This is a genomic window from Acidobacteriota bacterium (assembly GCA_012729555.1).
Classification (GTDB): Bacteria; Acidobacteriota; UBA6911; order UBA6911; family UBA6911; genus UBA6911.
Genome location: JAAYCX010000005.1, coordinates 1 through 25469, shown reverse-complemented (window position 1 = coordinate 25469; position 25469 = coordinate 1). Strand labels below are relative to the sequence as shown.

General features: G+C 65.3%; 23 protein-coding genes. 14 read left to right on the top strand and 9 right to left on the bottom strand.

Going from position 1 to position 25469, the window contains the following annotated elements:
• Positions 1-249 precede the first annotated feature (249 nt).
• Positions 250-1542, top strand: coding sequence for a CPBP family intramembrane metalloprotease (locus GXY47_00695; protein ID NLV29644.1), 1293 nt, complete (start codon positions 250-252; stop codon positions 1540-1542).
• A 17-nt stretch (positions 1543-1559) separates the two neighbouring features.
• Entirely contained in the window at positions 1560-2600 is a 1041-nt protein-coding gene (locus tag GXY47_00690; protein ID NLV29643.1) for a glycosyltransferase family 9 protein, read from the top strand.
• Between the two features lie 168 nt (positions 2601-2768).
• Here the strand turns inward: GXY47_00690 and GXY47_00685 are convergent, their stop codons facing one another.
• On the bottom strand, positions 2769-3152 hold the full coding sequence (locus tag GXY47_00685; GenBank protein ID NLV29642.1) for a DUF302 domain-containing protein: 384 nt from the start codon (positions 3150-3152) through the stop codon (positions 2769-2771).
• Between the two features lie 118 nt (positions 3153-3270).
• On the bottom strand, positions 3271-4038 hold the full coding sequence (gene truA, locus GXY47_00680; GenBank protein ID NLV29641.1) for a tRNA pseudouridine(38-40) synthase TruA: 768 nt from the start codon (positions 4036-4038) through the stop codon (positions 3271-3273).
• Between the two features lie 262 nt (positions 4039-4300).
• Here truA and GXY47_00675 point away from each other — a divergent pair, with 262 nt between their 5' ends.
• From GXY47_00675 to GXY47_00660, 4 genes are all read left to right on the top strand, one after another.
• Positions 4301-4639: an Hpt domain-containing protein gene (locus GXY47_00675; protein NLV29640.1), complete on the top strand. Its 339-nt coding sequence runs from the start codon at positions 4301-4303 to the stop codon at positions 4637-4639.
• The gene (locus GXY47_00670) at positions 4636-5583 is read left to right on the top strand and encodes a diguanylate cyclase (protein NLV29639.1); all 948 of its coding nucleotides are present in this window, start codon (positions 4636-4638) and stop codon (positions 5581-5583) included. Before GXY47_00675 ends, GXY47_00670 begins: the two co-directional genes overlap by 4 nt.
• A gap of 91 nt (positions 5584-5674) precedes the next feature.
• A complete protein-coding gene (locus tag GXY47_00665) occupies positions 5675-7555 on the top strand; it encodes a GAF domain-containing protein (GenBank protein NLV29638.1) in 1881 nt (626 codons plus the stop codon).
• Positions 7552-7965, top strand: a complete 414-nt coding sequence (locus GXY47_00660) for a response regulator (protein ID NLV29637.1) — start codon at positions 7552-7554, stop codon at positions 7963-7965. The genes GXY47_00665 and GXY47_00660 overlap by 4 nt, the downstream gene beginning before the upstream one ends.
• A 10-nt stretch (positions 7966-7975) precedes the next feature.
• Here the strand turns inward: GXY47_00660 and GXY47_00655 are convergent, their stop codons facing one another.
• Genes GXY47_00655 through GXY47_00630 form a run of 6 tightly spaced genes read right to left on the bottom strand, consistent with a single transcriptional unit; the run spans position 7976 to position 14173 of the window.
• Positions 7976-9010, bottom strand: coding sequence for an NUDIX domain-containing protein (locus tag GXY47_00655; protein ID NLV29636.1), 1035 nt, complete (start codon positions 9008-9010; stop codon positions 7976-7978).
• 32 nt (positions 9011-9042) lie between these two features.
• Positions 9043-10242, bottom strand: coding sequence for an acyl-CoA dehydrogenase (locus GXY47_00650; protein ID NLV29635.1), 1200 nt, complete (start codon positions 10240-10242; stop codon positions 9043-9045).
• Between the two features lie 37 nt (positions 10243-10279).
• On the bottom strand, positions 10280-11371 hold the full coding sequence (locus tag GXY47_00645; protein NLV29634.1) for an acyl-CoA dehydrogenase: 1092 nt from the start codon (positions 11369-11371) through the stop codon (positions 10280-10282).
• A gap of 40 nt (positions 11372-11411) precedes the next feature.
• A complete protein-coding gene (murI, locus tag GXY47_00640) occupies positions 11412-12242 on the bottom strand; it encodes a glutamate racemase (GenBank protein ID NLV29633.1) in 831 nt (276 codons plus the stop codon).
• Positions 12243-12256: 14 nt separating this feature from the next.
• Positions 12257-12838 (bottom strand): CoA pyrophosphatase, encoded by a 582-nt coding sequence (locus GXY47_00635; protein NLV29632.1) that lies wholly within the window; start codon positions 12836-12838, stop codon positions 12257-12259.
• A gap of 24 nt (positions 12839-12862) precedes the next feature.
• The gene (locus GXY47_00630) at positions 12863-14173 is read right to left on the bottom strand and encodes a 3-deoxy-D-manno-octulosonic acid transferase (GenBank protein NLV29631.1); all 1311 of its coding nucleotides are present in this window, start codon (positions 14171-14173) and stop codon (positions 12863-12865) included.
• 166 nt (positions 14174-14339) lie between these two features.
• Between GXY47_00630 and GXY47_00625 the strand changes: the two genes are divergently transcribed.
• Both GXY47_00625 and GXY47_00620 read left to right on the top strand, forming a co-directional pair.
• Entirely contained in the window at positions 14340-14687 is a 348-nt protein-coding gene (locus GXY47_00625; GenBank protein ID NLV29630.1) for a hypothetical protein, read from the top strand.
• A complete protein-coding gene (locus GXY47_00620) occupies positions 14684-15013 on the top strand; it encodes a hypothetical protein (GenBank protein NLV29629.1) in 330 nt (109 codons plus the stop codon). The genes GXY47_00625 and GXY47_00620 overlap by 4 nt, the downstream gene beginning before the upstream one ends.
• 25 nt (positions 15014-15038) lie before the next feature.
• Here GXY47_00620 and kdsB read toward each other — a convergent pair whose 3' ends face one another.
• The gene (kdsB, locus tag GXY47_00615) at positions 15039-15764 is read right to left on the bottom strand and encodes a 3-deoxy-manno-octulosonate cytidylyltransferase (GenBank protein ID NLV29628.1); all 726 of its coding nucleotides are present in this window, start codon (positions 15762-15764) and stop codon (positions 15039-15041) included.
• 132 nt (positions 15765-15896) lie between these two features.
• Between kdsB and GXY47_00610 the strand changes: the two genes are divergently transcribed.
• From GXY47_00610 to GXY47_00585, 6 genes are all read left to right on the top strand, one after another.
• On the top strand, positions 15897-17453 hold the full coding sequence (locus GXY47_00610; GenBank protein ID NLV29627.1) for a capsule assembly Wzi family protein: 1557 nt from the start codon (positions 15897-15899) through the stop codon (positions 17451-17453).
• A gap of 210 nt (positions 17454-17663) precedes the next feature.
• Positions 17664-20114: a sugar transporter gene (locus GXY47_00605; protein NLV29626.1), complete on the top strand. Its 2451-nt coding sequence runs from the start codon at positions 17664-17666 to the stop codon at positions 20112-20114.
• 22 nt (positions 20115-20136) lie between these two features.
• On the top strand, positions 20137-21363 hold the full coding sequence (locus tag GXY47_00600) for a hypothetical protein (GenBank protein ID NLV29625.1): 1227 nt from the start codon (positions 20137-20139) through the stop codon (positions 21361-21363).
• Positions 21364-21408: 45 nt separating this feature from the next.
• Positions 21409-22722, top strand: coding sequence for a flippase (locus GXY47_00595; GenBank protein NLV29624.1), 1314 nt, complete (start codon positions 21409-21411; stop codon positions 22720-22722).
• Positions 22719-24107 carry a glycosyltransferase family 4 protein gene (locus tag GXY47_00590; GenBank protein NLV29623.1) on the top strand — a complete coding sequence of 463 codons (1389 nt, stop codon included), beginning with the start codon at positions 22719-22721 and terminating at the stop codon, positions 24105-24107. Before GXY47_00595 ends, GXY47_00590 begins: the two co-directional genes overlap by 4 nt.
• A 7-nt stretch (positions 24108-24114) precedes the next feature.
• Positions 24115-25422, top strand: coding sequence for an oligosaccharide repeat unit polymerase (locus tag GXY47_00585; GenBank protein NLV29622.1), 1308 nt, complete (start codon positions 24115-24117; stop codon positions 25420-25422).
• Positions 25423-25469 lie beyond the last annotated feature (47 nt).

Here is a 25469-nt window from a genome sequence, read left to right as displayed (position 1 = left end):
CCTGGGGCTGCTATCACTGCTGACAACGGTTCGTCAGCCCTTATGATTATCTGAACCGCCGGATACGGAACCGTACGTCCGGTGGTGTGGGAGGACGGGGGCCGTGAGGCCCCCTCCTACCCGATCATGCATGCATCTAGAAGCGTTCGTGCCTCAATTATTGCAGAAAAGGGCGCGGTACAGTATTTTTGATGGATGCAAACGCCATCCGTGCAGCCGAACAGGGATGGAGCGCCCCCCGGACGCTCCGTGGGGACCGCCGTCGCGTGCCTCGTGATCCTCATGGCCGTCGTCGCGGCCCAGGGGCATTCCTCCCCGGGGGGGGATGCGCCCCGGCAGGGCTTCGAGCGCGACATGGCGCTGGGGCTGATGGGACGGTATGTCGTGGGGATGAAGAGCCTGCTCGGGGAGGAGAGCGCGGCGCTCGGCATCCCCCAGCTCGAGAAGGCGATCGAGGGTTCGCACCACCCGCAGAAGCGGCTCTTCCTCGCTCCCGTCCTGGTGGAGCTGGGCGCGCGGGAGAAAGCGCTGGCGGAACTGGAGCACCTGGCCGCGGAGCCTGGAGGCGGCGGTTCGGCCCGCGACGCCGCCCTCTTTCTCGAGCTCTACCGGCAGGGGAGCCGTTCCTTCGGGGCCGCCCGGCGGCCGGAAATCGAGAAGTACGGGTGGACCGGGGCCCTGGCGCTCAGTCACGACCTGCCCCCCGGGGACCCGGAGCGGCGGGCGGTCGTCCGTGCGGCGCTGCGGACCTTCGCGGGAGCCGCGGCCTTCATCACGGGCGCCGTCGCCGCCCTGATGGCGGGAACCGTCCTTCTCATCCTCGCGCTCCTCTGGCGTAGGAGGGGGGGGCTGCGGGCCCGGTTTTCGCCTCCCGATTCCCCCGGGGAGCCCCTCATCGAGGCTTTCGCCATCTACCTCGCGGGGATGATCGTGCTGCCGGCGCTTGCGCTGCGGCTCCTGCCGGGCCTGGCCCCCGCGTCGGTGTTGCTGGCGCTCCCGGCCGTGATCCTGGCCCTCTGCTGGCCCATGCTCCGGGGGGCGGGGTGGAAGGGGACCCGCGCCGCCCTCGGGTGGCACCGCGGGCAGGGGGTCTGGCGCGAAATGGGGGCCGGAGTCCTCGGCTATCTCGCGGGGCTTCCCCTGCTCGCCCTCGCCCTGGTCCCGGTCATGTTCCTCTCGCGCTTCGCCGGGAAGGTTCCCTCCCACCCCATCGTGAACGAAATCAGGGGGGACCCGGCCACCCTGGCCCTCATCGCGCTCCTGGGCTGCGTCTGGGCCCCCGTCGTGGAGGAGACCTTCTTTCGCGGGATGCTCTTCGGGTACCTGCGCCGCCGCCTGCACTGGGCGGTGGCGGGCGTCGCCACCGGGCTCCTCTTCGCCCTCATCCACCCGCAGGGCTGGATGGCCGTCCCCGTCCTCGGCATGATCGGGTTTACCCTGTGCGCCGTCCGCCAGTGGCGCGGGTCGATCATCGCGCCCATGACGGCGCACGCCCTCAACAACGGAGCGGTGCTCTTTTTCGCCTTCATGATGCTGGCGTAGCGAGCGGCGGGTGCCCGATGACCATACTGGTGCGTTTGCCGAACTGGCTGGGCGATCTCGTGATGAGCGGGGCCTTCGTGCGCGCGTGCGCGGAGTTCTACGGCGGACCCGTCGATGTGATCGTCAGAAGGGAACTGGCGCCGCTGGCCCCGCTCCTGGGCCCGGTGGGCGAGGTAGTCCCCTTCGGGCGGGAGGACGCCCGCTCCCCCCTGCGCTGGGTGCGGCTGCACCGCGCCGCCGGGGGGCGGCGCCACGACCGCTTCTTCTGCCTCCCCGATTCGTTTTCGTCCGCCCTGGGGGCCTTTGCCAGCCGGAGCCGGCACAGGATCGGCTACGCGCACGAGGGGAGGTCGTTTTTGCTGACCCACGCCTACCCCAAACCCCCGGGGGTGCATCGGGTCCTGGAGTATCGGAACCTCCTCGACGCCTATAGCGGCGCGGACGGAGCGCCTCCGCCGCGGGTGGTCCTCGGGGGGGAAGCGCTCGAGCGCGCGCGGTCTCCCCTGGCCGGCCCGGCGACGGCGCGCCCGCTGATCCTGTTCAACCCGAATTCCGCGGCGCAGTCGCGCCGCCTCCCCCCCGGGATGGCGGCCGCCCTGGCCGACCGGCTCCTGGAGGAATTTGCGGGGACGCTGGCCATTCCCGGTTCGGGTTCGGAGCGTGTCTTTTCAGAAGAGGTCCGGCGGCGGACCCGCAGGCCGGAGCGATGCGTCAACCTGGCGGGGAAGACCGACGGCCTGGCGCTTGCGGCGCTCTGCCGGTCGGCCGATCTCGTCGTCTCGACCGATTCCGGCATCGCCCACCTGGCGGCCGCCCTCGGCCGCCCGGTCGCGGTTCTTTTCGGGGCGGGGGACCCGGACGGCACCGCCCCCTTTACGGAGGCGCCGCTGGAGGTGGTGCGGGCGCCCGGGGTGGACTGTTCCCCCTGCGTCGTCAACCGCTGCGCGCATGCGGAGCCCCCCTGCCTCACCGGGATCGGCGAGGAGCAGGTGCTGGCCGCCTGCCGCTCCCTGCTCGGGCGAAAGCCTGGCGGGCCCGATCATTCAGGCGGCTTTTGAGGGGTTCCTTTGCTGATTTTGTCGGGGTGGCACCGGGACCCGGCGCTCGAGGGTTGGGACATTCAGGTCTCGACGCCGCAGGCGGGGAGCAGCCACTTCATCACCGCGATGTAGGCGACGACGACGATCAGCAAGGTCAGCCATCCGGGCATGGATCCCCCTTCCTTTCTAGAGAGTGTCGATGACGCGCCGCAGGCGATCGTTGACCTGGCCGGCAACGGCGGCCAGGTCGGCGTTGCCGACCAGGGCGAGCATCTTCGCCGCGTCGATGGCGGCCACGAAGCTTCCGCCCTCCTTTTCGTACACGATCACGTTGCAGGGCAGAAGGAGCCCTAGGTCCATTTCCCTCCCGAGCGCCTGGTAGGCGAGCGACGGGTTGCAGGCGCCCAGGATCTTGTACCTGGTGAATTCCACCCCCAGCTTTTCCCTGAACTTGGCATCGATGTCGATCTCGCACAACACCCCGAATCCTTCCGATTTCAAGGCGTTGCGGGCGCGATCCAGGGCGTTGTCGAAGGGCGTGTCGAGCCACCGGCCGCAGCCGTAGCCCATCTCGACCTTCTCCGATGCGGCGTTATGTTTGGAGTTCTCCTGCATGGATCCCCCTTCCGTTTTCGGCCGCCGGGACGGGCGGCCGGCGGCTCCATTATACCCCGGTTCGGCGGGTGCGTCAGCGGAACAGGGTCGCGGGGGTGATCGGGCCCGGGGGAGGGTCCGCTTGATAGCGGACGTATTCCAGGAACAGTCCGGCCGGGGGCGCGGTCCAGCGGGCGATCTCCGCGTGCGTCAATCGCCCGACCTGAGGCAGGGTGAGGTTCCCCCGGCCGACCTCGACCAGGACGCCCACCATGCGGCGCACCATCTTCCAGAGAAAATGGGAGGCGCTGATGCGCACGAGGAGCAGGTCGCCGCACTCCTCCAGGGCGCAGCCGGTGATGTCGACCAGCGTGCTGGCGTCCTTCTCTTCCTTTTCCTTGTAGGCGACGAAATCCCCCATCCCGACATAACGCCGCGCGGCCGCCCGCATCAGCCCCACGTCGAGCCGGTCCCGCACCCACCAGACATAATGCTTTCCGAAAGCGGTGCGGCGCCTGGAGATCTGGTAAAGGTAGAAGCGCTCCCGGGCGTGATGCCGTGCGTGGAACCGCGCCGGGGCGTCCTCGGCCCGGCGGATGTTGATGTCGGCCGGGAGCCGGTCGTTGATCCCCTGTCTCAGCGCCGCCGCCGACATGGGGCGGGCGCCGGCGAGGTGCGCCACCTGGCAGAGCGCGTGCACCCCGGCGTCGGTGCGCCCGGAACCGGAGATCTCGACCCCGCTGCCCAGGATCCCTTCCGCCGCCTTGCGGAGTTCCCCCTGGACCGTCCGGGCGTTCTTCTGCTCCTGCCAGCCCCGGTAGCGGGTCCCCTCGTATTCGATCACCAGCTTCCATTTGGGCATGGGGCCCGTCCTCCGGGGTTGCGTCCGGGCGCGATCCGCTCCGGTTCCTCCGAAAAATAGCACCGGGGGCGGGGGGACACAAGCCTGGATCCGGCAATCAAAATGCGACGATTCCCGGCGCGCGGCCGATAAGGGTACGCGACGGAAACGGGTTGTAAGCATATTGGAACTTTCAGGAAACTGGACTAAGATTTGAATGGCGGCGGGGGGGTCCCGCCACGGGTCCGGAGCGATGATGCCTTCAGACGGGAAGGGCGAAAGTTTGGATCTGGACGTTGCGCTGTCTCACGTGGACGGGGACCGGGAACTGCTCCGGGAGCTGTCCGGAATCTTCATCGAGGACTATCCCCGCATGCTCGAGGAGATGCAGAACTCGGTCCTCGGCCGCGACCACGCCACCCTGGAACGCCTGGCCCATACCCTCAAGGGAAGGCTGGCCTATTTCGGCGCCGCCGAGGCGCGCGGCAGCGCGGCGGACCTGGAGACGATGGGACGCGAAAGGGACCTGGCCGGGGCCTGGAAGAGCCTCGAGGAGCTGGATTCCGCGATGGCCGGCGTGCTGCGGGAGCTCGAATCCTTCTGCCGGGAGCGGATCGAATGAAAGTCCTGCTGGCGGACGATGATGCCTTTTTCCGGCTCTCCCTGCGCAAGGCCCTCTGCCGTTGGGGGTACGAGGTGGTCCTGGCCTCGGACGGGACCGAGGCCTGGGACATCCTCCAGGGGATCGACCCGCCGAGGCTCGTCATCCTGGACTGGATGATGCCGGGGATGAGCGGGGTCGATATCTGCCGGCGGATCCGGGCGCAGATGTCCGACACCTACAGTTATGTCATCCTGATCACCTCGAGGAACGAGAAGGAGGACGTGGTCACCGCGCTCGACGCCGAGGCCGACGATTACGTCGCGAAGCCGTTCGATATCCATGAACTCCGGGCCCGGCTGCAGTCGGGCCTGCGCATCATCAATCTGCAGTCCTCGCTGGCGCTCAAGCAGCGGGAACTCTTCCACCAGGCCACGCACGACTCCCTGACCGGCATCTGGAACCGGCAGGCCATTCTCGACATCCTGGAGAGGGAAACGGCGGCGGCGCGCGCCGCCCGGAAACCCCTTTCGGCCGCCGTCGTCGATATTGACGATTTCAAACGCGTCAACGACACCTTCGGCCACGTCGTCGGCGACGCCGTGCTCAGGGAAACCGTCCTGACGATGCAGTCCGCGCTGCGCCATTTCGACCGGATCGGCCGCTACGGCGGGGAGGAATTCGTCATCGTGATGCCCGGGGTCCGGAAGGGGCAGGGGTTGAAGATGGCCGAGCGGGTGCGCCAGAGGGTGGAGGGCCACGCGTTCGACTCCCTCCCGGGCCGGGAGGGGGTGACCCTGAGCATCGGGATCGCCTCCGACCGCGGCGCCGGCGATCCGGGCCTGCTGTTGAGATCGGCCGACGAGGCGCTCTATCGCGCCAAGACCCGCGGCCGGAACCGGGTCGAGCCCGCCGCCGCGCCCCCTCCCCGGGAGCGCCGTGAGGGGCGAAGGCGGCTGGTCTGACCATTTTCACCCGGGGCCTGTATTTCTTCGCTCAAATATCCGATAATCATGCTTCGTTTACCCGGCGCCATTGTGGAGAGATGGAGAATCTATGGCCGTTCCGCTGCTTCGCGCACTGTTTCGATCCGATTCGGCCTCTGCCGGAGCTTCCCCCGAGCCCTCGCCCTCCCCCGTGGAGGCTCTCTGCCGCGTATTCTGTGTCCTGGCGGTCGGGGCGCTCCTGTTCCTCACGGTCTCTGCGGGCCTTTGCGCGCTGATGCCGGGGCCGGGCGGGAGGGGGGGGCTCGTCCTGACGTTCGGCCTGATCGGGCTGCTGCTGCTCGCGGGGGCCGTGTACTCCGGGGTCAGGATGGTGCGTCAGGCCCTGTCGGATTCGCGGCGGAACTCCGAGTGCCTTCTGGAAGCGAAGCAGCGGGCGCTCGAGCTGGCGGCCCTGTACGACACCTCCCACGATGTTTCGGTGCAGCATGAATTATCCACGCTGCTGCAGACGATCCTGGAAAGAGCCAAGAACCTGTTGTCGGCCGCGGGCTGCGCCATCTTCCTCTACGACTCCGAGCAGAACGATTTCCAGATCGCGGCCGAGGTGGGGGTGGGGATGCCGGTCGGGTCGCACCTCCCGATGGACCGGGGTCCCGCCGGGCACGTGGCCCGGACCCGGGAGCCGCTGATCCTCAAGGACTACCGAACCTGGCCCGACCGCTCGCGCGACATCAGCAAGCTCCCGATCAAGTCCACCGTGCTCGTCCCGATGATGCGCGGGGGGGAACTGGTCGGGGTCCTGGGGGTTCACGAACTCGTGGGGACCAGCCGGGAGTTCAACGAGGCGGACGCGCGGTTGCTCTCCCTCTTCGCCGACAACGCCGCCAGCGCCGTGCGGGTCGCGCGGCTGCTCGAGGCGGTGCGCGACTCGGAGGAGCGGTTCCGCATCGCGGCCCGGTGCGCCAGCGACATCGTCTACGACTGGGACCTCGCCGCCGACAGCGTGGTCTTTTTCGGGGCCCGGTACGACCAGCTGCGGGCCGAGAACCAGCCCGTGGCCCGGACCCGGCAGGAGTTCTGGGACACCGTGCACCCGGACGATCTCCAGCGGGTGCGGAGGGCGTTTCACAGTCACCTGGAGGCGGGAACGCTCTTTTCGGAGGAATACCGGATATCGGACGGGAAGGGGGCCTACCTCATCGTTTCCGATCGTGCCATGGCGATCCGGAACCAGAAGGGGAAGGCCGTGCGGCTGATCGGGGCGGTGACCGACATCACCGAGCGCAAGCGCGCCGAACAGATGAAGACCGATTTCGTCTCCTTCGTGACCCACCAGCTGCGGACCCCCCTGTCGGGGGTGAAGTGGATGCTCGAACTGGCCATGGAAACCCTCGACAACCCCGAGGAGATGCAGTCCTTCGTCCGGGATGCGCGCATTTCGACCGACCGGCTGATCGGGCTGGTCAACGACCTGCTGGATGTCTCGCGCCTCGAGCGGGGGAGCATCAAGGTGGCCCGGCGTCCCGTCGACCTGGCCGGCCTGACCCGGGAGGTGGTCGCGGAACTCGATCCGCTGGTGAAGGACAAACGGCAGCGGTTCTCGGTGCTGGCCCCCGAGCGTCTTCCCGAGCCCCGGGTGGACCCCCAGCTGATCCGGCAGGCGGTCCTCAACCTGATAGCGAACGCCGTGAAATACACCCCGGAGGAGGGGGAGGTCCGGGTCCGGATCGAGGCCGGCGACGGCGGGCTGCGCTGGGAGATCCGGGACACCGGCATCGGCATCCCCCCGGCTGACATGCGGAAGCTGTTCGAAAAATTTTACCGCGCGGGCAACGTCCTCGCGGTGGAAACGGAAGGCACCGGCCTGGGGCTGTACCTGGTGCGCCTGATCGTGGAGCGATTCGGCGGCAGGGTCTGGTGCGAATCCGAGGAAGGGGTGGGCTCCACCTTCGTTTTCACCCTTCCCCTCGAAAACGGAGAAGTTAGATGATCAACGCTCGAATCCTCGTGATCGAGGATGACAAGTTTCTGCGCCGGGCCTGCGAAGTCAGCCTCGGGAAAAGGGGATTTACGGTGCTGACGGCCGTGGACGGCGAAGAAGGGATCCGGCAGGCGCTCTCCGGATCCCCGGACCTCATTCTCCTGGACATGCTCATGCCGAGGCTTACGGGAATCGAGACGCTGGAGGTGCTGAAAAGGGAAGAGAAGACGCGTCACATCCCGGTGGTCATCCTCTCCAATTCCTCCATCGAGGCCGACGTGCAACGGGCGAAGGCCCTGGGCGCCGTCGGCTACCTTGTCAAGGCGTCGCTTTCGCTGCGCGAGCTTGGGGACCGGGTGATCGGTTTCCTCGAGCAGGCCGGGATGGACCCGGGGACCCCGCAGGATCCGCCCCGGTGAGTCCGGAGGGTCAGGCCCCGTGGCGGATCCCGGGCAGGCCGACTCCGGGGGCGGGACGTTCGCGCAGGACATCCCGCCGGAAACGGAAAAGTTCCGCCGGACGCCCCCCGGTCCGGGGGTCGAGCCGGCCGGTCCCCTCGACGAGCCCCCCCTTTTCCACCAGGCGGCGCAGGTTCTGCTTGTGCAGCCGCACCCCCGCCAGGGATTCCAGGACCCTCTGCAGCTGGAGCAGGGTGAACTCCGCGGGGAGGAGCTCGAACACGACCGGCCGGTAATTCAGCTTTCCCCGGAGGCGTCCCAGGGCCGTCGCCAGGATCCGGCGGTGGTCGAGCGCCAGGGGCTGCCCCATCTGCCTCCCCCGGCCGTCCCGCCGGCCGCGCCGCTCCCCGCCGGACGGCGGGGCCGTCCCCAGAGGACCCCGGTCGCGGAAGGCTTCGACCGCCAGCCCGATTTCGTAGATCAGCTCGTAGCGTTCCAGCACGCGTTCCGGAACCCAGGGGGCCCCCCTCAACCCGAAGTGGATGTCGCCCCGTTCGCGCCTTTCCCTTTGCGTCCTCCGGTCGGGCGATTGGCGCACCCACCGTTCGAGCGCCGGCCCGATAGGGTCCCCGATGACGGCCGGGGGGCCGCCGCGCCAGTCCTCCCAGGGGAAGAAACGGTACCAGTCGCGCCAGTCGGCGCCGGCGGCCCCGGAAGGCTTCCCCTCCCGGACCAGGGCCAGGTAGGCGACGGAGATCACGCGGGGGCCTCCGCTTGATTCCAGGGGGTCCCGGTTGCGGTCGCCGAAGGTATAGAGCTGCTCGACGTAGCCGATCCCCAGCCCGGTCTGTTCGCGCACCCAGCGGCGCAGGCCCAGTTCCAGGGTGCGGTCGCCGGACGGGTCGAGGGGGCCGGAGGGGATGGCCTCCTGCCATCCTCCGGTTTCGCGCCCCGCGGGGTCTCCGGCCGGGGAGGCCCTCTCTCTCCTGACGGTGAGGATGCGGGGCGTGTCCCCCGTCACCGCGACGATGACGGCGTTGAGGCCGATCACGACCTGCGATTCCAAGGTGTTCCCCCCGAAGGGCGCGGGCGCGCGCCCTATTTCAGGTCCCTGCTGGAGTAGCCCAGGATGCGCCTGGCGATCACCAGCCGGTTGATCTGCCCGGTCCCCTCGAACAGGTCGATGATCTTGCCGTCCCGCATCCACTTTTCCAGCAGCATCCGTTCGGAGTACCCCAGCGGGCCCATGAGTTCGATCCCCTTCTGGGTGATCCGGGTGACGGCCTCCCCCGCCTTGACCTTGGACATGGACGATTCGACCGTATTGGGAATCCCCCGGTCCACCATCCAGGCGGCCCTGACCGTCAGCAGCCAGGCGGCCCGCCACTCGGTCTCCATTTCGATGACATCCCGCTCGATGGCCGTGAGCAGCCGGCGCGGGAGCGCGTAGCGGATCGTGATGCCCTGCCGCTCGAGCTCCTCCTTGACGAAATCGATCGTAGCCCGCGCGATGCCCAGGCCGCTCGAGGCGGCGGCCGGCCGGGCGGAGTCGAAGGTGGCCATGGCGCCCTTGAACCCCTTTTCCCCTCCCCCGAGCAGGTTTTCCAGGGGGACGCGGCAGTCCTCGAGGATGACGACGGCCGTATCGCTGGCGCGCAGGCCCAGCTTGTTTTCCAGCTTCATGATCCTCACGCCGGGGTTGCCCGCCTCCACCAGAAAGGGGCGGATGGCGCTGCGCCCGGCCCCGGGGTCCGTCGTCGCCCAGACGACCATGAAGCCCTGCGACTCCTCGAGCGCCTTCCGGGCGCTGGTGACGAACAGCTTCTCCCCGTTGAGGACCCACCCGTCGCCGTCCTGCACCGCCCGGGTGCGGATGGCCGAGGAGTCCGATCCGCAGTGGGATTCGGTCAGCGCCATGCAGGTCCAGGTGGGCCGCTCCCCCCGGAAGCGCTCGGTGAGGCGGTTTTTCTGCTCCTCGGTCCCGGTGTTCTGGATGGCGTTCCCCCCCAGGGCGGGCCAGGGGAGGCACATGAAAAACCCGACGTCGCCCCAGGAGATCATCTCGTTGGTATGGATCTGCAGCATGAAGGGTTCGTCGGGGACCTCGGCGCCCGGCATCAGGGCGTCGAGCCCTTTCCTCCCGGTGTCCCAGATGAACCGCACGAAATCCCAGGGGATTTCGTGCTCGTGTTCGGGATCGTCGTAATACCGGGCCAGCGGCCGTATGTGTTCCCGGGCGATCGATTCCGCGTACCGCTGCTGTTTCTTTATCAGGTCCGAGTTTTCAAAGCTGATCATCCCGAAATCTCCTCATCCGAAAGCGTGCCGCTGCGGGCTATACCGTGGCGATGCCCTCCAGGACCCCGAACGCGCGCGCGTTCCGCAGCCAGAGTTCCACCGGGTAATCGCGCACGTACCCGTATCCCCCGAGGAGCTGGACGGCGCGGTCGGCCGTCCTGAGCGCCGTGTCGGAGGCGAAGTTCAGGGCGAAGGCGGCCGCCCGGACGGCGTCCTTCCCCTGGTCCAGGTTCCACGCGGCCTCCCAGACCAGCAGCCGCGCCGCATCGATGTCGGTGACCAGTTCCGCCAGGGTGAAGGCGATCGACTGGCGCCGGGCGAGCGGCTCCCCGAAGGCCGTGCGCTGCCTGGTGTAATCGAGCGCGAAGTCGTAGGCGGCGCGGGCGACCCCCACGGCCATGGAGGCCAGGGCCGTGCGCGCGGCCGCCAGCAGGAGATCGAAATCGCATCCCTGTTCCCCCCCGAGAAGGTGCGAGGCGGGGACGGCGCAGTCGGTGAAACTCACGGAGTAGAGAGGGAGGGCGCGCAGGCCCATGTTCCGCTCCCGCTGACCTACCGTTACGCCCGGTGCGTTCGTCGGCACCAGCAGGGCTTGGGTTTTCCCCTCCAGGGCGGCGTAGACGAGGATCCAGTCCGATTCCAGGGCGAAGGGGACGTCGCATTTGGTTCCCGTGACCCGGTAGCCCCCCCCGTCCCTCACCGCCTGCGTCTCGAGGGCGAAGGGGTCGAACGCGATCCGCGGCTCCATCAGCGCGGCCGCCGCGGGGGCCCAGGCGTCGTTGCAGAACGCCGGGAGGTGCATGGCCTTCTGCTCCGGGGTCCCCGCTCGCAGCACCGGCAGCGCCACCAGGTTCGGCGCCAGCAGCGCCAGGGTCGCGGCGAGGTCCCCCCAGGCCAGTTCTTCCGCCGCCAGCGCCCAGGTGAGGGCCGAATTGGCGCCGAAGCCGCCGAACTCTTCGGGGATGCTGGCCGGGAGGAGGGAGAGTGCCCAGCCCTCGTCCATCCACGCCGGGTCCGGCTCCCCTTTTTCGTCGGAGTCCCTCATCCGGGGCCGGAATTCCCTGGCCGCCAGCCGCCTGGCGGCGTCGATCACCATCTTCTGTTCCTCGGTCGGTTCGAACGAATACATGACTCTCCCCCGCTGAATGAAAGAGCTTTCTATCGCACCCTTACCGATTTGGCAAACAAATATGGCCGGACCGGACGGGACGGCCGTAGAAGAGGGCGGCCGAACGGTCGAAGACGGCGGGGTTTTCGGAGGTATGGAACGCACGGCGTCCGGCGCGCGAGCACCTGGCCGAGATTTCGGGGTGGCGCTCGAGATAGTGGGCCAAGCTCCGGGCGACGATCTCCCCCTGGGACACCACCCGGATGCCGGCGGGGAGGCGGGCGCGCACCTTTTCCTCGAGAAGCGGGTAGTGGGTGCACCCGAGCACGACGGTATCGACGAGCGGGTCCCGCTCGAGGAGGCGGCCGATGTCCCTGCCGACGAAGAAGTCGGCCCCCGGGCCATCGAACTCGCCGTTTTCCACCAGCGGCACCCACATGGGGCACTCCTGCTGCACGACCGTGACCTCCGGGAAGTGGTTCAGGATTTCGATCCGGTAGGAATCGGAGGCCACCGTCCCCGCCGTGGCCAGGACCCCGATGTGCCCGGAGCGCGTGAGCGCGCCCACGGTTTCGGCGACGGGCCGGATTACCCCCAGGACACGCGCGCCCGGGCCGATGCGGGGCAGGTCCCGCTGCTGGATCGTGCGCAGCGCCTTGGCCGACGCGGTGTTGCAGGCGAGGATCACCAGCGGGCAGCCGCGCTCGAGGAGCCACTCGACGGCCTCGAGCGTGTAGGCGTGGACCACCTCGAATGACCGGTTCCCGTAGGGCGTGCGCGCGTTGTCCCCCAGGTAGAGGAAATCGTGCCGCGGGAGGACGCGCTCGATCTCCCGGAGCACGGTCAGGCCGCCGAACCCGGAGTCGAATACTCCGATGGGGTGATGCTCCATGCCTCTGCCTCGATTCAGGGTGTCCCGGGTTGCGGGGAGCGCAGCTTGAGGGTGTCGATGAACTCCTTGATGATGCGGGCCGTCAGTCCCCAGATCTCGTGCGCGCCGAAGGAATAGTAGTACACCTTGACGGACCGTTGCGCCCAGGTCATTCTGCCGGTCCGCAGCCGCTCCGGGTCCAGGAACGTTTCGAAGGGGACCCGGAGGATTTCGGCCACCTCGCGCTCCTGGGGGCGGAGGGAGAAGGGCGCATGCAGGAAGGCCGCGAACGGGGTGACGCGGCACTCCGTGATGGAAACATAATCGTGGAACCGCCCCAGGATTTCGACCCGGTCCTCGGCGATCCCCACCTCTTCGTAGGTTTCCCGCAGCGCGGTGCGGACCAGGTCCTCCCCCTCCTCCTGCATCCCGCCGGGGAAGGAGATCTGCCCCTTGTGCGTCTCGACCTCGTCGGTGCGCCGTGTCAGGAGGAAGTGGTATCCCCGCTTCCATTCGAACACCGGGATGAGGACGGCCGCCTGCCGTGTGAAGCCCTGCGTCAGGGTCCGTGGTTCCAGGTTCGAAAGGGTGCGATGGATGTGTTCCCTCATCTGCATGCTCCGTTCTCCTGCCCCCGGGATTTACGCACGGACCCGCCTCTCGACAAGGGACGCGATCGTGTCCGCCGCGGCGATGGCGGCTCCGCGGTTCCGCTCCAGGATGGCCCCGGCCGCAGCCCCCATCCTTTCCCGTTCCCCTGCATTCTGCAACAGGCGGAGGAAAACGTCCAATAATTGTCTCCTCTGCAGCCGGGGGTCCTCCTCCCCGGCGGCGATCCGGCAGAGGGCGCCTCCGGCGAGGAAGGCGTCGGCGATCGACTGGAAATTTTCCATGCTGGGTCCTACGACGATGGCCCGGCGGAAGGCGGCGGGTTCGAGGATGCTGTGCCCGCCGCGGCGGACCAGGGTCCCCCCCACGAAGACCACGTCGGCGTGTCGGTACACGGCGGCCAGTTCCCCCAGGGTGTCGAGCAGGAGCACCTCGGCCTCTCCGGTTTCCCGCCGCGACCGGCGCCGGACGGAAAATCCCAGTTCTTCGGCCAGGCGGGCCGTTTCGTCGAAGCGCTCCGGGTGCCGCGGCGCCAGCAGGAGCCGCACCTCGGCGCACCCCGGCGTCTCCCGGATGCGCCGCAGGGTCTCCAGCAGCTGCGCCTCCTCTCCCGGGTGGGTGCTCCCGGCCACGATCAGCCTCCCGGCGCCGGCGAGAAAACCCTCGCCGAGGTCCCCGGCGGGGGCGGGGTCGGCGCCCCCGGCTTCCCGGTCGAATTTGAGGTTGCCCATCACCCGGACCCGGTCGCGGGGCGCCCCCATGGCGAGGATCCGCCCCGCGTCCTCGCTCGACTGCATCAGCAGGGTCTCGTAGTTCCGGAGCGCATGACGGAGCAGGGGGCGCGCCCGCCGGTACCAGGGGAAGGAGGCGGCCGAGATGCGGCCGTTGACCAGGACGACCGGGATGCCGCGCCGCTTCGCCACGTCGAGGAGGTTGGGCCAGATTTCGGTGTCGATGATGATGATCACGGCGGGCCGGACCCGGTCGAGCACGCGCCGGACGACGAAGGCGAAATCGACCGGGAAATAGAAGACGTTCCCGGCCCCGAACCGGCTGGCGGCCACCTGCCGCCCCGTGGGCGTCACGGTCGAGAACAGGAACCGGGCTTCGGGCAGGCGGGCTCTGAGCGCTTTCACCAGCGGCTCGAGGCTGAGCGTTTCGCCCACCGAACAGGAGTGGAACCAGACGGCGCCCCCGCCGGACGGCCCGACCGACGCCGGCAGGCGGCCGAAACGTTCGGCGAGCCCCTCGAGCCGCCGCCCGCGGCGCCACGACCGGTAGAGAAAAAACGGGAGGAGCAGAAGGCCCCAGACCACCAGCAGCAGGCTATACAGAAAGTACATGTCCAGTTCTCGGGCCCCCCTTGGCCATGGCCGGTGCGTTTGACTCCATATTCTAGCAGCCGTGTCCCCGGCCCGCAATTCCGCCCCCGGGAGGGATCGATCCTTTTGGATGATGGGCTGTGCCGATGTATATTTCCCTTGATGGGCTTCCATGACAGGGGGGGGAATGCAGATCGTTGATGAGGCGCACAGGATCGGTCTTGAGGATCTTCGCAGGATGGCGGCTGAAACTTTCGGGGATCTTGTCAAGGCTGTTGTGGACGTGGACCGGAAGATCATGGTCGTGAATGCCGAACTGCACGCGGACGAGGAGGCTCTCCTCATCCAGTCCGGCTCCCGCCAGAATGATTTGTGGGGAATCAACTTTTATCCCGACCTCGAGGGGGAGGATTTCATCGAGTTTGATTCCATGATCAACCTCCGACCTTCGGTCGGAAACCGTAGTCGCGGTGTCGAGGATCCCGAAACCCGTGAGAAGATCGCCAGGATTGCGGCCTCCCTGGTGACCCGATGACGATGCATAAGGATCTTGCGGCGGGAAAATGGTTTCAGCTCTCGTTTTGCGAGCAGATGGCGAACGTGGGCAGCGAGATCGAAAGGGCCATATCATGGCGATCCAAAGGGAGATCCGATTTCAGCGGGCGGGCGTTCGAGCGTGCACTTGAACTGATGGATCTTTCCGTCGCGGACGGCAAGAACCGGCTCCGGCTCGGGGAACTCCTGCGGGTTCGGGAGGCACTGGCGGATCACTTTGTCTTCGAAAATTCCTATCAGTCGACGGCGGATTCGTGGCGGCGCTATTTCGGCGCGTTCCTGCAGGTCGTGAGGGGGGGCCGGTAACCCCCTTTCGACATTTTGAGATAGTTCAGGCCAGAAAGGCGCGCGCGCGCTCCAGGTCCTCTTCCGTGTCGACGCCGATCGTGTCCTCCGCGGTCTCGGCGACGTAAATCGCCGTGCCGTTTTCGAGGAATCGGAGCTGTTCCAGTTTTTCGGCCAGCTCCAGGGGGGACTGCGGCAGCGCGTGAAACCGCACCAGGGCTTCGCGGGTGTAGGCGTAAAGGCCGATGTGCTTGTAGTAGGCGACGCCCCCGGCGCCGTCGCGGTCGCAGGGGATGGGGAAGCGCGAGAAATAGAGCGCCCGCCCGTTTTTGTCGGTGACCACCTTGACGCAGTTGGGGTCCGCCGCAGCCGCCCCGTGGAGCGCCGTCTTCAGGGTGGAGACCTCGGCCCTGCCGTCGAGAATCGGTTCGAGCAGCAGCTCGACGTGCCCGGCCGTGATGGTGGGCTCGTCCCCCTGGATGTTGACGTAGACCTCCCCGTCGGTCCGCTCCACCACCTCGTAGAGCCGGTCGCTGCCCGAGGCATGCTCGCCCGTCAGCAGGACCGGGATGTGATAGCCCTGGCAGTACTGCAGCACGCTCCGGCTGTCGGTGGCCACCAGGACCTCGTCGAGCAGGGGCGATTGCCGGACCCGGTCGTAGACCCAGTGGACCATCGCCCGGCCGCCGATGTGGAGCAGGACCTTTCCCGGCAGCCTCTCGGAACCGAAGCGCGCGGGGATCACCCCCACCGTTCTGGGATGGTTCGCCATTCTCCCTGACCTCCCTGGACTCCCGTTGATCCGCCATAGGCCGCGACGTCGTGAAAACGGTGGCGGCCCGCCTCAAATATAGTAAGATCTTCCGGAAATCGCAAACGGCCAGTATCGCTCGAGGGGAGTTTCATGAAATTCAGATGGCGTGTGCCCGCCCTGCTGCTGCTTTCCTGCCCGGCGCTCCTTGCCGGGGTGGACGTCCACTGCTACGACGAGGCGGTCTACCTCTACCTCGACAAGCTCCACGCCGCCGGCCTCGTCCGGACCTACATGCCCGACCAGAGGCCGCTCGCGCGTTCCGTCATAGCCCGCCTCGCGGCCGAGGCGCGGCGGAGCCTCGGGGGGAACCGAGGGCCCTTCGATTCCATGATCGCCGAACTGGAGCGGGAGTTCGGCAACCCCGAGGGGGGAGTCCGTTTCGTCCCCCTCGACTCCGCCTCGCTCGCCTGGACGGCTACCGACCAGGAGGAGGCGCCGATGCCCGAAAACGGGCTGGGCGGCACCTCCGGCCGGGTGCAGCCGCTTCTCTCCTATCAGAACGGGGACCGTTTCGACGGGCATTCGAACCTCCACCTCCGTTCCGTCCACACCCTCCGGGCCTCTTCTCACTTCGCCGCCTACCTCGAGCCGAAGGTCTTCGCCCGCTCCGGCAGCGACTCCGGCGTCGGGCTGGCCCGCGCCTACGCCAAGACCGGGTTCGGCAACGTGGACCTGCTCGTGGGCCGGGACGACGTGCGGTGGGGGCCCGGCGAGAACGGGATCTTCTTCAGCGGCAACGCCCGCGCCCTCGACATGGTCAAGGTCTCCTCCCCCGCCCCGTTCCGGTTCCCCGGATTTTTGCGGCATGCGGGACATTTCCGCGGGACCGCCTTCGTCTCCTGGCTAGGGGACGACTACGGGCGCTCCGGGGCGACCCTTTCGGGTTACCGGCTCGACTACCGCCCCTTCCGGTGGGTCAACATCGGTTTCGACCACGCGGTCTTTCTCGGGGGGGAGGGGGCGAAAGCGCCCGATTTCGGCACCGCCGTGGGCTCCTTCATCGGCTTTCTCTCCCCGACGGTCAACGACCGGGCCAACTCGAACCACCTCATGGGGATGGATGCCACCTTCCGCGTCCCGAAAGCCATGGGTATGGAGCTGTACGGGAAGATGCTCCTGGAGGACACCCAGGCGGAGCAGAAGTACATGATCCGAAGCGACGCCGCCTGGCTCTGGGGGGTCCATTTTCCGAAGTTCAACGGGGCCGAGAAGCTCTCCCTCCGCGCGGAACTCGTCTACAGCGGCCAGTTCCCCTACCGGCACGGGTTTTACACCGACGGGTTCGCCCTCGACGGCAAATTCCTCGGGTACGACGCCGGTTCGGACACCTGGTCGGGGGCGGTGACGTCGCGCTACCAGTTCAACCTGCGGGAGTTCGTCCAGCTCCGGGTGCGCCGCCTCGAGCGCATGGGCGACCGCTACCGGATGGTCTACAACTCCGAGGGGAACAACATCGACATCGAAAAAGTCCTCAACCGTCCCGACGAGGGGCGCACCCTGCTGCGGCTGGGGGGGCAGAAGACCCTCTCCGGTCCCCTTCATCTGTACGCGGAAGCGGGCCTGGACACGAAGCGCAACGCCGGTTTCATCGAGGCGGGATCGGAAAACGATTTCGCTTTTCAGCTCAGGGTGGTCTACGAGCCCTAGAATCGGTGTTGTTCCTGCAAGTATAGGAATAATTATATTTGCGTTGCCCGCGGGTGCCCCCGCGCCCGGCCCGGTGCGGGCCTGGACGCTTGACCTGACAAGGGTTCTTCGTATATCGTGGCCGACGACATAGGGCCATCATACACAGGAACTGTTTCCGGCAGGCGCCCCCATGCGGCCGTCCGCCCGATTCGAACAGGAGATTGATTCGTGATGTCATCCATCCGCATCCTCAGGCCGCGCCGCTTTTCCCTGTCCTGGCCGGCGGCGGCTCTGCTCCTCCTGGCCGGTTCGGCCGCCGCCCAGGTCTACGCGCCGCGCGACCCGAACGCGGCCCGGGGGATGCAGAACCAGGTTCCCGCCGCATCCCGTTCCGACCGGGACCCGGCGCGGGATTCCGGGCAGGTCCCGGGCCTGGAGCCCGGCGCCTACCCCGAGCGGCCCGAAGAGTGCGACGGACCCCTGGGCCACCTGCTCCCCGAGTGCCAGCTCCCGGGGGACACGCTCGATCTTCCCCCGCTGGAGAGGCGGGGGAGCGAGACCGGTCTGCCCGCCGGGGAGCGGGAAGGGGAGGCGGCCGGGGAACTGCAGCGCCGCTATCCTCCCGAACTCGAGTTCCTGCCCATGCCGGAGCCGGAAGCTCCGAGCGAGTTCCAGCGCTTTGCCGCCTCGTCGGTCGGCGCCCTCCTCCCGATCTACGGGGCCTCCCTTTTCGAGCGGGTGCCGACGACGTTCGCGCCCCTCGACCGGGTCCCGGTGACGGCGGATTACGTGATCGGCCCCGGCGACGAGATTCTCCTCCGGATCTGGGGGCAGGTGAACATGGACCTGAACCTCATCGTCGACCGGGCGGGCGCGGTGTACATCCCCCAGGCCGGCAGCATCACCGTCGCCGGCGTCGAGTTCCGGCAGCTGCCCGGTTTCCTCCGCTCGCAGCTCGAACGCGTCTTCCGCAATTTCGACCTGAGCGTGAACATGGGGCAGCTGCGCTCGATCCAGGTCTTCGTCGTGGGCCACGCCCGGCGTCCGGGGACCTACACGGTCAGCTCGCTCAGCACCATGGTCAGCGCCCTGTTCGCGGCGGGCGGGCCCTCGGCCCAGGGCTCGATGCGGCGGATCCAGCTGAAGCGGGGGGCGGAGGTCGTCGCCGGGATGGATCTCTACGACCTCCTCCTGCGGGGCGACAAGTCCGGGGACGCGCGCCTCCTTCCCGGGGACGTGGTCTACATTCCCCCCGTCGGTCCGCAGGTGGCGGCGGCGGGGAGCGTGAAGAACCCCGCCGTTTACGAACTCAAGGGGGAGGAGACGGTGGCGGACCTGGTCGGGATGACGGGGGGCCTGTCGGCCCTGGCCGACCGGGAGCGGGCCACCCTCGAGCGGATCGCGGCGGGCGCGCGCCGGGTCGTGGAGTTCCGGCTCGACGAGGAGGGGATGCGGCTGCCCGTGAGGGACGGGGACGTATTCCAGGCGCGCACCATCCAGCCGCGGTTCGAGGAAACCGTGACGCTGCGGGGGAACGTGGCCAACGCGGGGCGTTTCCGCTGGCACCCCGGCATGCGGCTGAAGGACATCATCCCGGACCGCGAATCGCTCGTCACCCGCGACTACTGGAAAAAGCGCAACCTGCTGGGATTCACCCCCCCGGAGGAGGCGATCGCGGCCGAGCCGGTCGAGGAGGCGCGCCGGAGGCTCTCCGAGACCCGCATCGGTCCCACCGCCCCGGACATCAACTGGTCCTACGCCGTCATCGAGCGCCAGAACCCGCAGGACCTCATGACCAAGCTCCTCCCCTTCCACCTCGGCCGCCTGGTACTCGAAAACGATGCCGGGCAGAACCTGGAACTCCGGCCCGGGGACGTCGTCACCGTCTTCTCCCAGGCGGACATCCGCGTGCCGCAGATGCAGCAGACCCGGACCGTCCGCCTCGAAGGGGAGTTCAACGCCCCGGGCATCTACGACGTCGAGCCGGGGGAGACCCTGGGGCGGCTGATCGAAAAGGCGGGCGGGCTGACGCCGCAGGCGTACCTCTTCGGGGCCGAGTTCCTGCGGGAATCGGTCCGCAAGGACCAGCTGAAGCGGATGGAGCGCTACATCCAGGACCTCGAGCAGGAGGCCGACAAGGCGGCCCGCAACCGGCTGGCCAACGCCGACAATCCCAGCCAGGCGCAGATGCTGGAGGCGGAGATCAAGAGCCAGAAGGAAATGGTGGAGCGGCTGCGCTCGGTCCAGCCCACGGGCCGGATCGTGCTCAGCCTCGACCCGGACAGCAACGACTTTTCCCAGATCGCGCACATGACCCTGGAGGACGGCGACCGCTTCGTCGTCCCGGCGCTCCCATCGACGATCAACGTCATGGGCGCGGTCTACAGCCCGAACGCCCTGGTCTTCGCCAAAAAGCGCCCGGTCAGGGAGTACATCGCCCAGGCGGGAGGGTTCACGCGCAACGCCGACGAGGACCGCGCCTACGTCCTGCGCGCCGACGGGAGCGTCCTCCCGCGGCAGAGCACCTCGGGCTTCGACAAGAAGAGCCTGAACCCCGGGGACGCCGTCATCATCCCCGAGCACCTGTTCAAGACCACGTTCCTCACCAACCTGCGCAACTGGTCCGAAGTCATCTCCCAGTTCGGACTGGGCGCCGCGGCGATCAACGTGTTGAGATAGACAGATATCACAGGAGGCCGTGTTGACCCACGAGGCGGACCCCAATCTCCCAACCCCACCCCCCGGACGCGAACCGCGGGGCACGAGCCTGCTCGACCTGCTCATCGTCCTGGCCGAGAGAAAGCGAGTGATCCTGCTCTCGACGCTGATCTTCGGCATCGCGGCGACCGTCATCGCCCTCGTCACCCCTCCGACCTTCACGGCCACCGCGGTGATCATGCCGCCGCCGCAGCAGTCCTCTACCGCCGCCGCGCTCCTGGGCCAGCTGGGCGGGATCGCCGGCATGGCGGGGCAAAGCCTGGGGATCAAGAACCCCTCGGATATTTATATCGGGATCCTCAGCAGCCGCACGGTCATGGACAAGCTGGTGACGCAGCATTCGCTCAAGGATGTCTACGAGGTCGAGACGTTCACCGATGCCAGGCGGGAGCTCTCCAAACACTCCAGCTTCAACGCCGCCAAATACTCGATGATTCACATCTCCGTCGAGGACCGCGACCCCCGGCGCGCCGCCGACCTGGCCAATGCCTACGTCGATTGCCTGCAGGAGCAGAACAGCCGGCTGGCGGTGTCCGAAGCGGCGCAGAGAAGGCTGTTCTTCGAACGGGAGCTGGACAAGGAGAGGGCCCTGCTGGCGGAAGCCGAGACTGCGCTGCAGAAGATGCAGGAACAGAAGGGGCTGTTCCAGGTCAGCAGCCAGGTGTCCGCCGTCATCCAGTCGATGGCGCAGCTGCGGGCCGAAATCGTGGCCCGCGAAGTGGCCCTCGAGCGCCTGAAGGCGGGGGCCACCGCCCGGAACCCCGAGGTCCAGCGCCAGGAGATCGAGATCGCAGCGCTGCGGGAGCAGATGAAGGAGCTCGAGGCAAAGAGCGCCAGGGACGGGTCCAACCCCTTCATGCCCACCTCCATGGTTCCGGAGGCCGCGCTCGACTATGCGCGGCGTCTCCGGGAGGTCCGGTATCACGAGGCTCTCTACGAACTGCTCGCCCAGCAATATGAAATCGCCCGTATCGATGAGGCAAGGGAATCGCCGATGATTCAGGTGGTGGATCAGGCTGTCCCGCCGGAAAAGAAGAGCGCTCCCAGGCGCAGCTATTACCTGATAATCGGGCTCTTTCTGGGTGCACTGACCGGAACGGTCCTGGCATTGGGCTTGCAGGCGACCAAGGATGAGGTAGTCTCCCGGAAGGTGGACGCCATCAGGAAATCGATCTGCCATCGAAGAGCGAAATCTGCAAGGACCGACTAGAGCCATCACCTGCTGCCAAACCTCGGTTTTTTTGGGATGCAATCAATGGCCTGTTTTTCGAGATGGGCAAGGGCCGGGCTGGACTCCAGTTATGTCAAACGCCTGGCCAAGAATCTGGTGTGGCTGATCTGCGGCAATTTTGGCGCGCTGGTGATTGGTTTTTTCGTGAATGCCTATCTTGCCCGCAAGCTTGGCCAGAACGCCTTTGGCATTTATAACTACGCCCAAACTATAGCGCTGTATGCGGCCATGATGGTCGACTGCGGCCTCAATGCATACGGCAACCGCGCGACTGCTCGGGATCCAGCGCGGGCAGGTCAGTTACTGATCAATATCGCTGCATTCCAGCTGATACTTGGAACCTGCGTGGTGGTGTTGTCGGTGAGCGTTGTCAATCTCTTTCCCCCATGGCCGGCAGATGTACGTCCGGTCGTCGTCATGTCGCTCCTTTGGTTGTTCCCGTTTGCTCTCAATATCGAATGGCTGCACCTGGGATTTCAAAGGATGCGTGCGGTCGCGCTGGGCCGTCTTTTCCAGCAGGTGGTCATCTGCCTGTCGACTCTGTTGCTCGTGGTCGATTCCGGCTCTGTGATCTGGGCTCCCCTTGCCCGTGTCATCGGCGGCGTGGCGAGTGCGGGATGGCTTCTATGGCAACTGCCCCCCGGGATTTTTGGGAAGGCCAAAATGCGCCTGCGGCAAACCATGGGTTATATCCGTAGCTCCAGGTGGTTCTGGATGTCTTCCCTTTTTGTGCAAATCTATCATGGATCCGATATCCTGATACTTCAGATGACCCGATCTCCCGCGGAAGTCGGGCAGTACAGCGCGGGCTTTCGTCTCATGAGCATGGGCATCGCCGTTATCGCGCTCATCAACGTCTGGATGTTCCCCATTCTTTCCGCGGAGTATGGCAGGGATCCCGGGGTGTTTCGGCATCTTCGCAAGATGTATTACGCGACGGCGGGTGTCATCTCCGGCATCATTCTGGGAGTGGGTCTCCCTTTGGCGCCAAGAATTGTCCTTTGGGTATATGGAGACGAATATCGCAATACCATGCCGATACTCCAGATACTGATGATAGCGGCGGCCGTGCTGACCATCAACGGGGCGTTGTCGCAACCGCTGTTGGCGGCGGGAAGTGAGTCGGGAGTCTTTTGGCAGATCCTTTTCACCGCCGTGGTCAATGTGGTGTTGAATTTGAGCTTTATTCCTTCCTATGGTGCGGCTGCGGCCGCTGGTGTATACCTGGCTTCACAAGTATTCGGTACGCTATGGCTATTTTTTCTCTATCGGCGTCGAATGAAGGGACCGGATGGAGGCAGTCTGGTTGAGGGGCCAGTGCAAGAGGATGTACCATGAAGATCTTGTTTGTGGGATACGGGTTTCACCCGGTCAATGCAGGTGGAGCCGCCCAAATTCAGGCGGAATGCATAAATGCCTGTCGAAATCTAGGAATGGAAGTGGCGATCTATCAATCCGGTACCTATGCGTTCTTGCCGCGCACCTTCCTGAAAATCAGGCGGCTCTCGGACGGCACCCCTCTTTATGATCTTGTCAACTCCCCTAACCGGCCCGGTAAGAGAAAACCGGAAGACGAGATACGACATGAAGCCGTTATACAAGTCAGTAAACGGGTCCTTTCTTTGGCGAAGCCGGACATCGTTCATATTCATGAATTGACGTTTCATTGCGCGGACTTCATCAGGCTTTGCGGTGAACTCGACATTCCTGTGGTGAAGACGATTCATAATTACTGGGACCTCTGTCCCCAGCGGGATCTGCTCTTTAACCGGAAGACCCCCTGTGTGGATTATGATGATGGACGTTGTTGTGTGGCCTGCGCGTTCGCCTGGAAACAAAGACCGGTGATCGCCGCTGTTGCGAAGCATTTGCACGGACACAGGCTCTTTCTGCCCGCCAAGAAGATCTGGAATCTGCTTCAGGTGATGTGCTCCGGTGCTCAGGGACTCCGGGGCAAGTCCGATTGTGTAACGGCGGATGCGGACAGTGAAAAGCAGCACCGGCTGGCTTCCGCCTACCGTCGGCGAAGGACGGAATTTATCGAGAATCTCAATCGGGTCGACGCCATTCATGTCTATTCGAAGAAATCGGGAAGGATCCTGGCGGATTATGGTGTTTATGAGGATCGGATCCATTATGTGCCCATATCCACTAGCGCTGTTGACAGAATTGCAAGGAAGAAGCCGTATGACGGCGGATCTCAGATCACCTTCGGATATCGGGGGGGGGTCGCCGAAAACAAGGGGCTGGGAATTCTGATCCAATCGTTCCGATCCGTGGATCAAAGCCGGGCCCGGCTGCTGATTTTCGGGAACGGGCAGCAACGGTATCTCCAATACCTGAGAAATCAGGCACATGGACTTAACATTGAGTTCATGGGCGGATATCCGTCCAAGGACGTAGGGAAGATCAATTTGGGCATTGATGTAGGTATCATTCCTTCGATATGGGAGGAGTTGTTTGGCTTGGTAGGGATAGAATTTCTCGGGAGCGGCGTTCCCATCATCGCCAGCGATATTGGCGGCATCAACGAATATGTGATACCGGGCAGGAACGGGTATCTCGTGAAGGCGGGCGATTCTGTAAGCCTGACCGATGCGATGAATAGGTTCATCCAGGATCCTCAGGAAATAAGGCGCTTGCAGGAGGGATGCCGACCATGGATATCCGTCGGCGAAATGACCAGGAAACTGGGGCAGTTGTACGAACATATCGTCGGGTGACAGACAGATGCTGGTTGAGCCCAATCCGGTTGCGATAATCTTTTTCCTAGTTCTGGCGGCGCTTTCCATGAAGCTGTCCAAGGACCTTTTGGGCTCCTGGTTGGCGGCTCCGGGTCTTTTTGGAGGGGTGTGGTTTATTTCGTTGGCTGTGTTTTATTCGGGGATCGTTTCTTACTATGCCTTGAGACCGAAGACCCTTGGTGTTTTTGTTGTAACAACCGTGGTGTTTATCTGCGGGTGTCTGCTTGGGAAGGCCCTCTATGGCCTTCCAATAGCTCGAACCATAAAACCTATCGATCGCTCAAGCATCGAAGGTTTGCAGCATGCGGATAGGCTGATTTATGTTCTCTTTCTCATCGGCGTATGGGGAACTCTTTCCTATTACCTGTTGATGCACCAGGTTATAGGAATTGATTCTCTCTGGCGGGACCCTATCCTCGTTAGATACGAGGAAGTCTACGGGAGGTTGCGAAATGCAGGGTGGGGAGGAGTCGCCCGGTCCTTTGCCATCCCGTGCTTCATCCTGTGCAGCCTCTACCTCAAAATCCGCGGATCGAAGGCTCCCAGGAGATTCTGGGCAATTCTGATCGTTACGTTTCTGTTGTTGTTGCCGAGTTCGGGACGAACGACAATGGGCACCATGCTCGTTGCTACCTTTTTGGGGATTCAATATGTGGATATGGGGAGGCGCGGCAGGATGTCCTATAAGCATACGGCCCTGATAGCTGGTGTGATCCTACTATTTGTCGGCTATTTTCTCCTTACCACCAATCTCCTGAGCAAATCGGTGTCTGATCGTGCGGGAATAGCGGATCTCTCCTTTTATCTGGTTTCAGGTTTTCCGGCCTTTCAGCAGATGGTGCTTTTTCCTCAGGGATATGAAGGAAGTGGTCATATCACCTTTGGAGTCATCACCCGAATCCTATACGCATTGGATCCCGAAAACGTTATTAAGCCGGACTATGTGCGTCCCTTTACCACGGTACCATTTCCCACAAACATCTATACCTATCTGGACTCCGCATTTCTTGAATACGGGTGGATCGGAGTCTTCATCCTGCCCTTTATCCTTGGGCTGGCCCTGACACTCTTATACTTATCTCTAAACAAGAAGCCGAGTATCCTGAAATTCTTCATGAATGCCCTGCTGGGCACCTGCATTGTCCAAAGTCTGGGTGTCAATCGGTTTGGCGCGACAGATATCTGGATGTGGATGGTTGTGCTCGCCATCATCCAAACCGCTTTAAAGCTAGGGTTTAGACTTCCATGTTCGAATCGCATGCATGGGCCGGATCCTGATATGAGGATGTCATGAAACATGGACCGGTAGTCCGAATCATTATCGTAAACTGGAACACGGGT

Bases quoted from the DNA above. Each gene is read 5' to 3' on its own strand.
- GXY47_00660 (NLV29637.1), top strand. From the start codon at position 7,552: ATGATCAACGCTCGAATCCTCGTGATCGAGGATGACAAGTTTCTGCGC.
- GXY47_00610 (NLV29627.1), top strand. From the start codon at position 15,897: ATGAAATTCAGATGGCGTGTGCCCGCCCTGCTGCTGCTTTCCTGCCCG.
- GXY47_00620 (NLV29629.1), top strand. From the start codon at position 14,684: ATGACGATGCATAAGGATCTTGCGGCGGGAAAATGGTTTCAGCTCTCG.
- GXY47_00625 (NLV29630.1), top strand. From the start codon at position 14,340: ATGCAGATCGTTGATGAGGCGCACAGGATCGGTCTTGAGGATCTTCGC.
- GXY47_00690 (NLV29643.1), top strand. From the start codon at position 1,560: ATGACCATACTGGTGCGTTTGCCGAACTGGCTGGGCGATCTCGTGATG.
- GXY47_00630 (NLV29631.1), bottom strand. From the start codon at position 14,173: ATGTACTTTCTGTATAGCCTGCTGCTGGTGGTCTGGGGCCTTCTGCTC.
- truA (NLV29641.1), bottom strand. From the start codon at position 4,038: ATGCCCAAATGGAAGCTGGTGATCGAATACGAGGGGACCCGCTACCGG.
- GXY47_00650 (NLV29635.1), bottom strand. From the start codon at position 10,242: ATGATCAGCTTTGAAAACTCGGACCTGATAAAGAAACAGCAGCGGTAC.
- GXY47_00635 (NLV29632.1), bottom strand. From the start codon at position 12,838: ATGCAGATGAGGGAACACATCCATCGCACCCTTTCGAACCTGGAACCA.
- GXY47_00665 (NLV29638.1), top strand. From the start codon at position 5,675: ATGGCCGTTCCGCTGCTTCGCGCACTGTTTCGATCCGATTCGGCCTCT.
- GXY47_00585 (NLV29622.1), top strand. From the start codon at position 24,115: ATGCTGGTTGAGCCCAATCCGGTTGCGATAATCTTTTTCCTAGTTCTG.
- GXY47_00645 (NLV29634.1), bottom strand. From the start codon at position 11,371: ATGTATTCGTTCGAACCGACCGAGGAACAGAAGATGGTGATCGACGCC.
- GXY47_00590 (NLV29623.1), top strand. From the start codon at position 22,719: ATGAAGATCTTGTTTGTGGGATACGGGTTTCACCCGGTCAATGCAGGT.
- GXY47_00595 (NLV29624.1), top strand. From the start codon at position 21,409: ATGGCCTGTTTTTCGAGATGGGCAAGGGCCGGGCTGGACTCCAGTTAT.
- murI (NLV29633.1), bottom strand. From the start codon at position 12,242: ATGGAGCATCACCCCATCGGAGTATTCGACTCCGGGTTCGGCGGCCTG.
- GXY47_00670 (NLV29639.1), top strand. From the start codon at position 4,636: ATGAAAGTCCTGCTGGCGGACGATGATGCCTTTTTCCGGCTCTCCCTG.
- GXY47_00685 (NLV29642.1), bottom strand. From the start codon at position 3,152: ATGGGCTACGGCTGCGGCCGGTGGCTCGACACGCCCTTCGACAACGCC.
- kdsB (NLV29628.1), bottom strand. From the start codon at position 15,764: ATGGCGAACCATCCCAGAACGGTGGGGGTGATCCCCGCGCGCTTCGGT.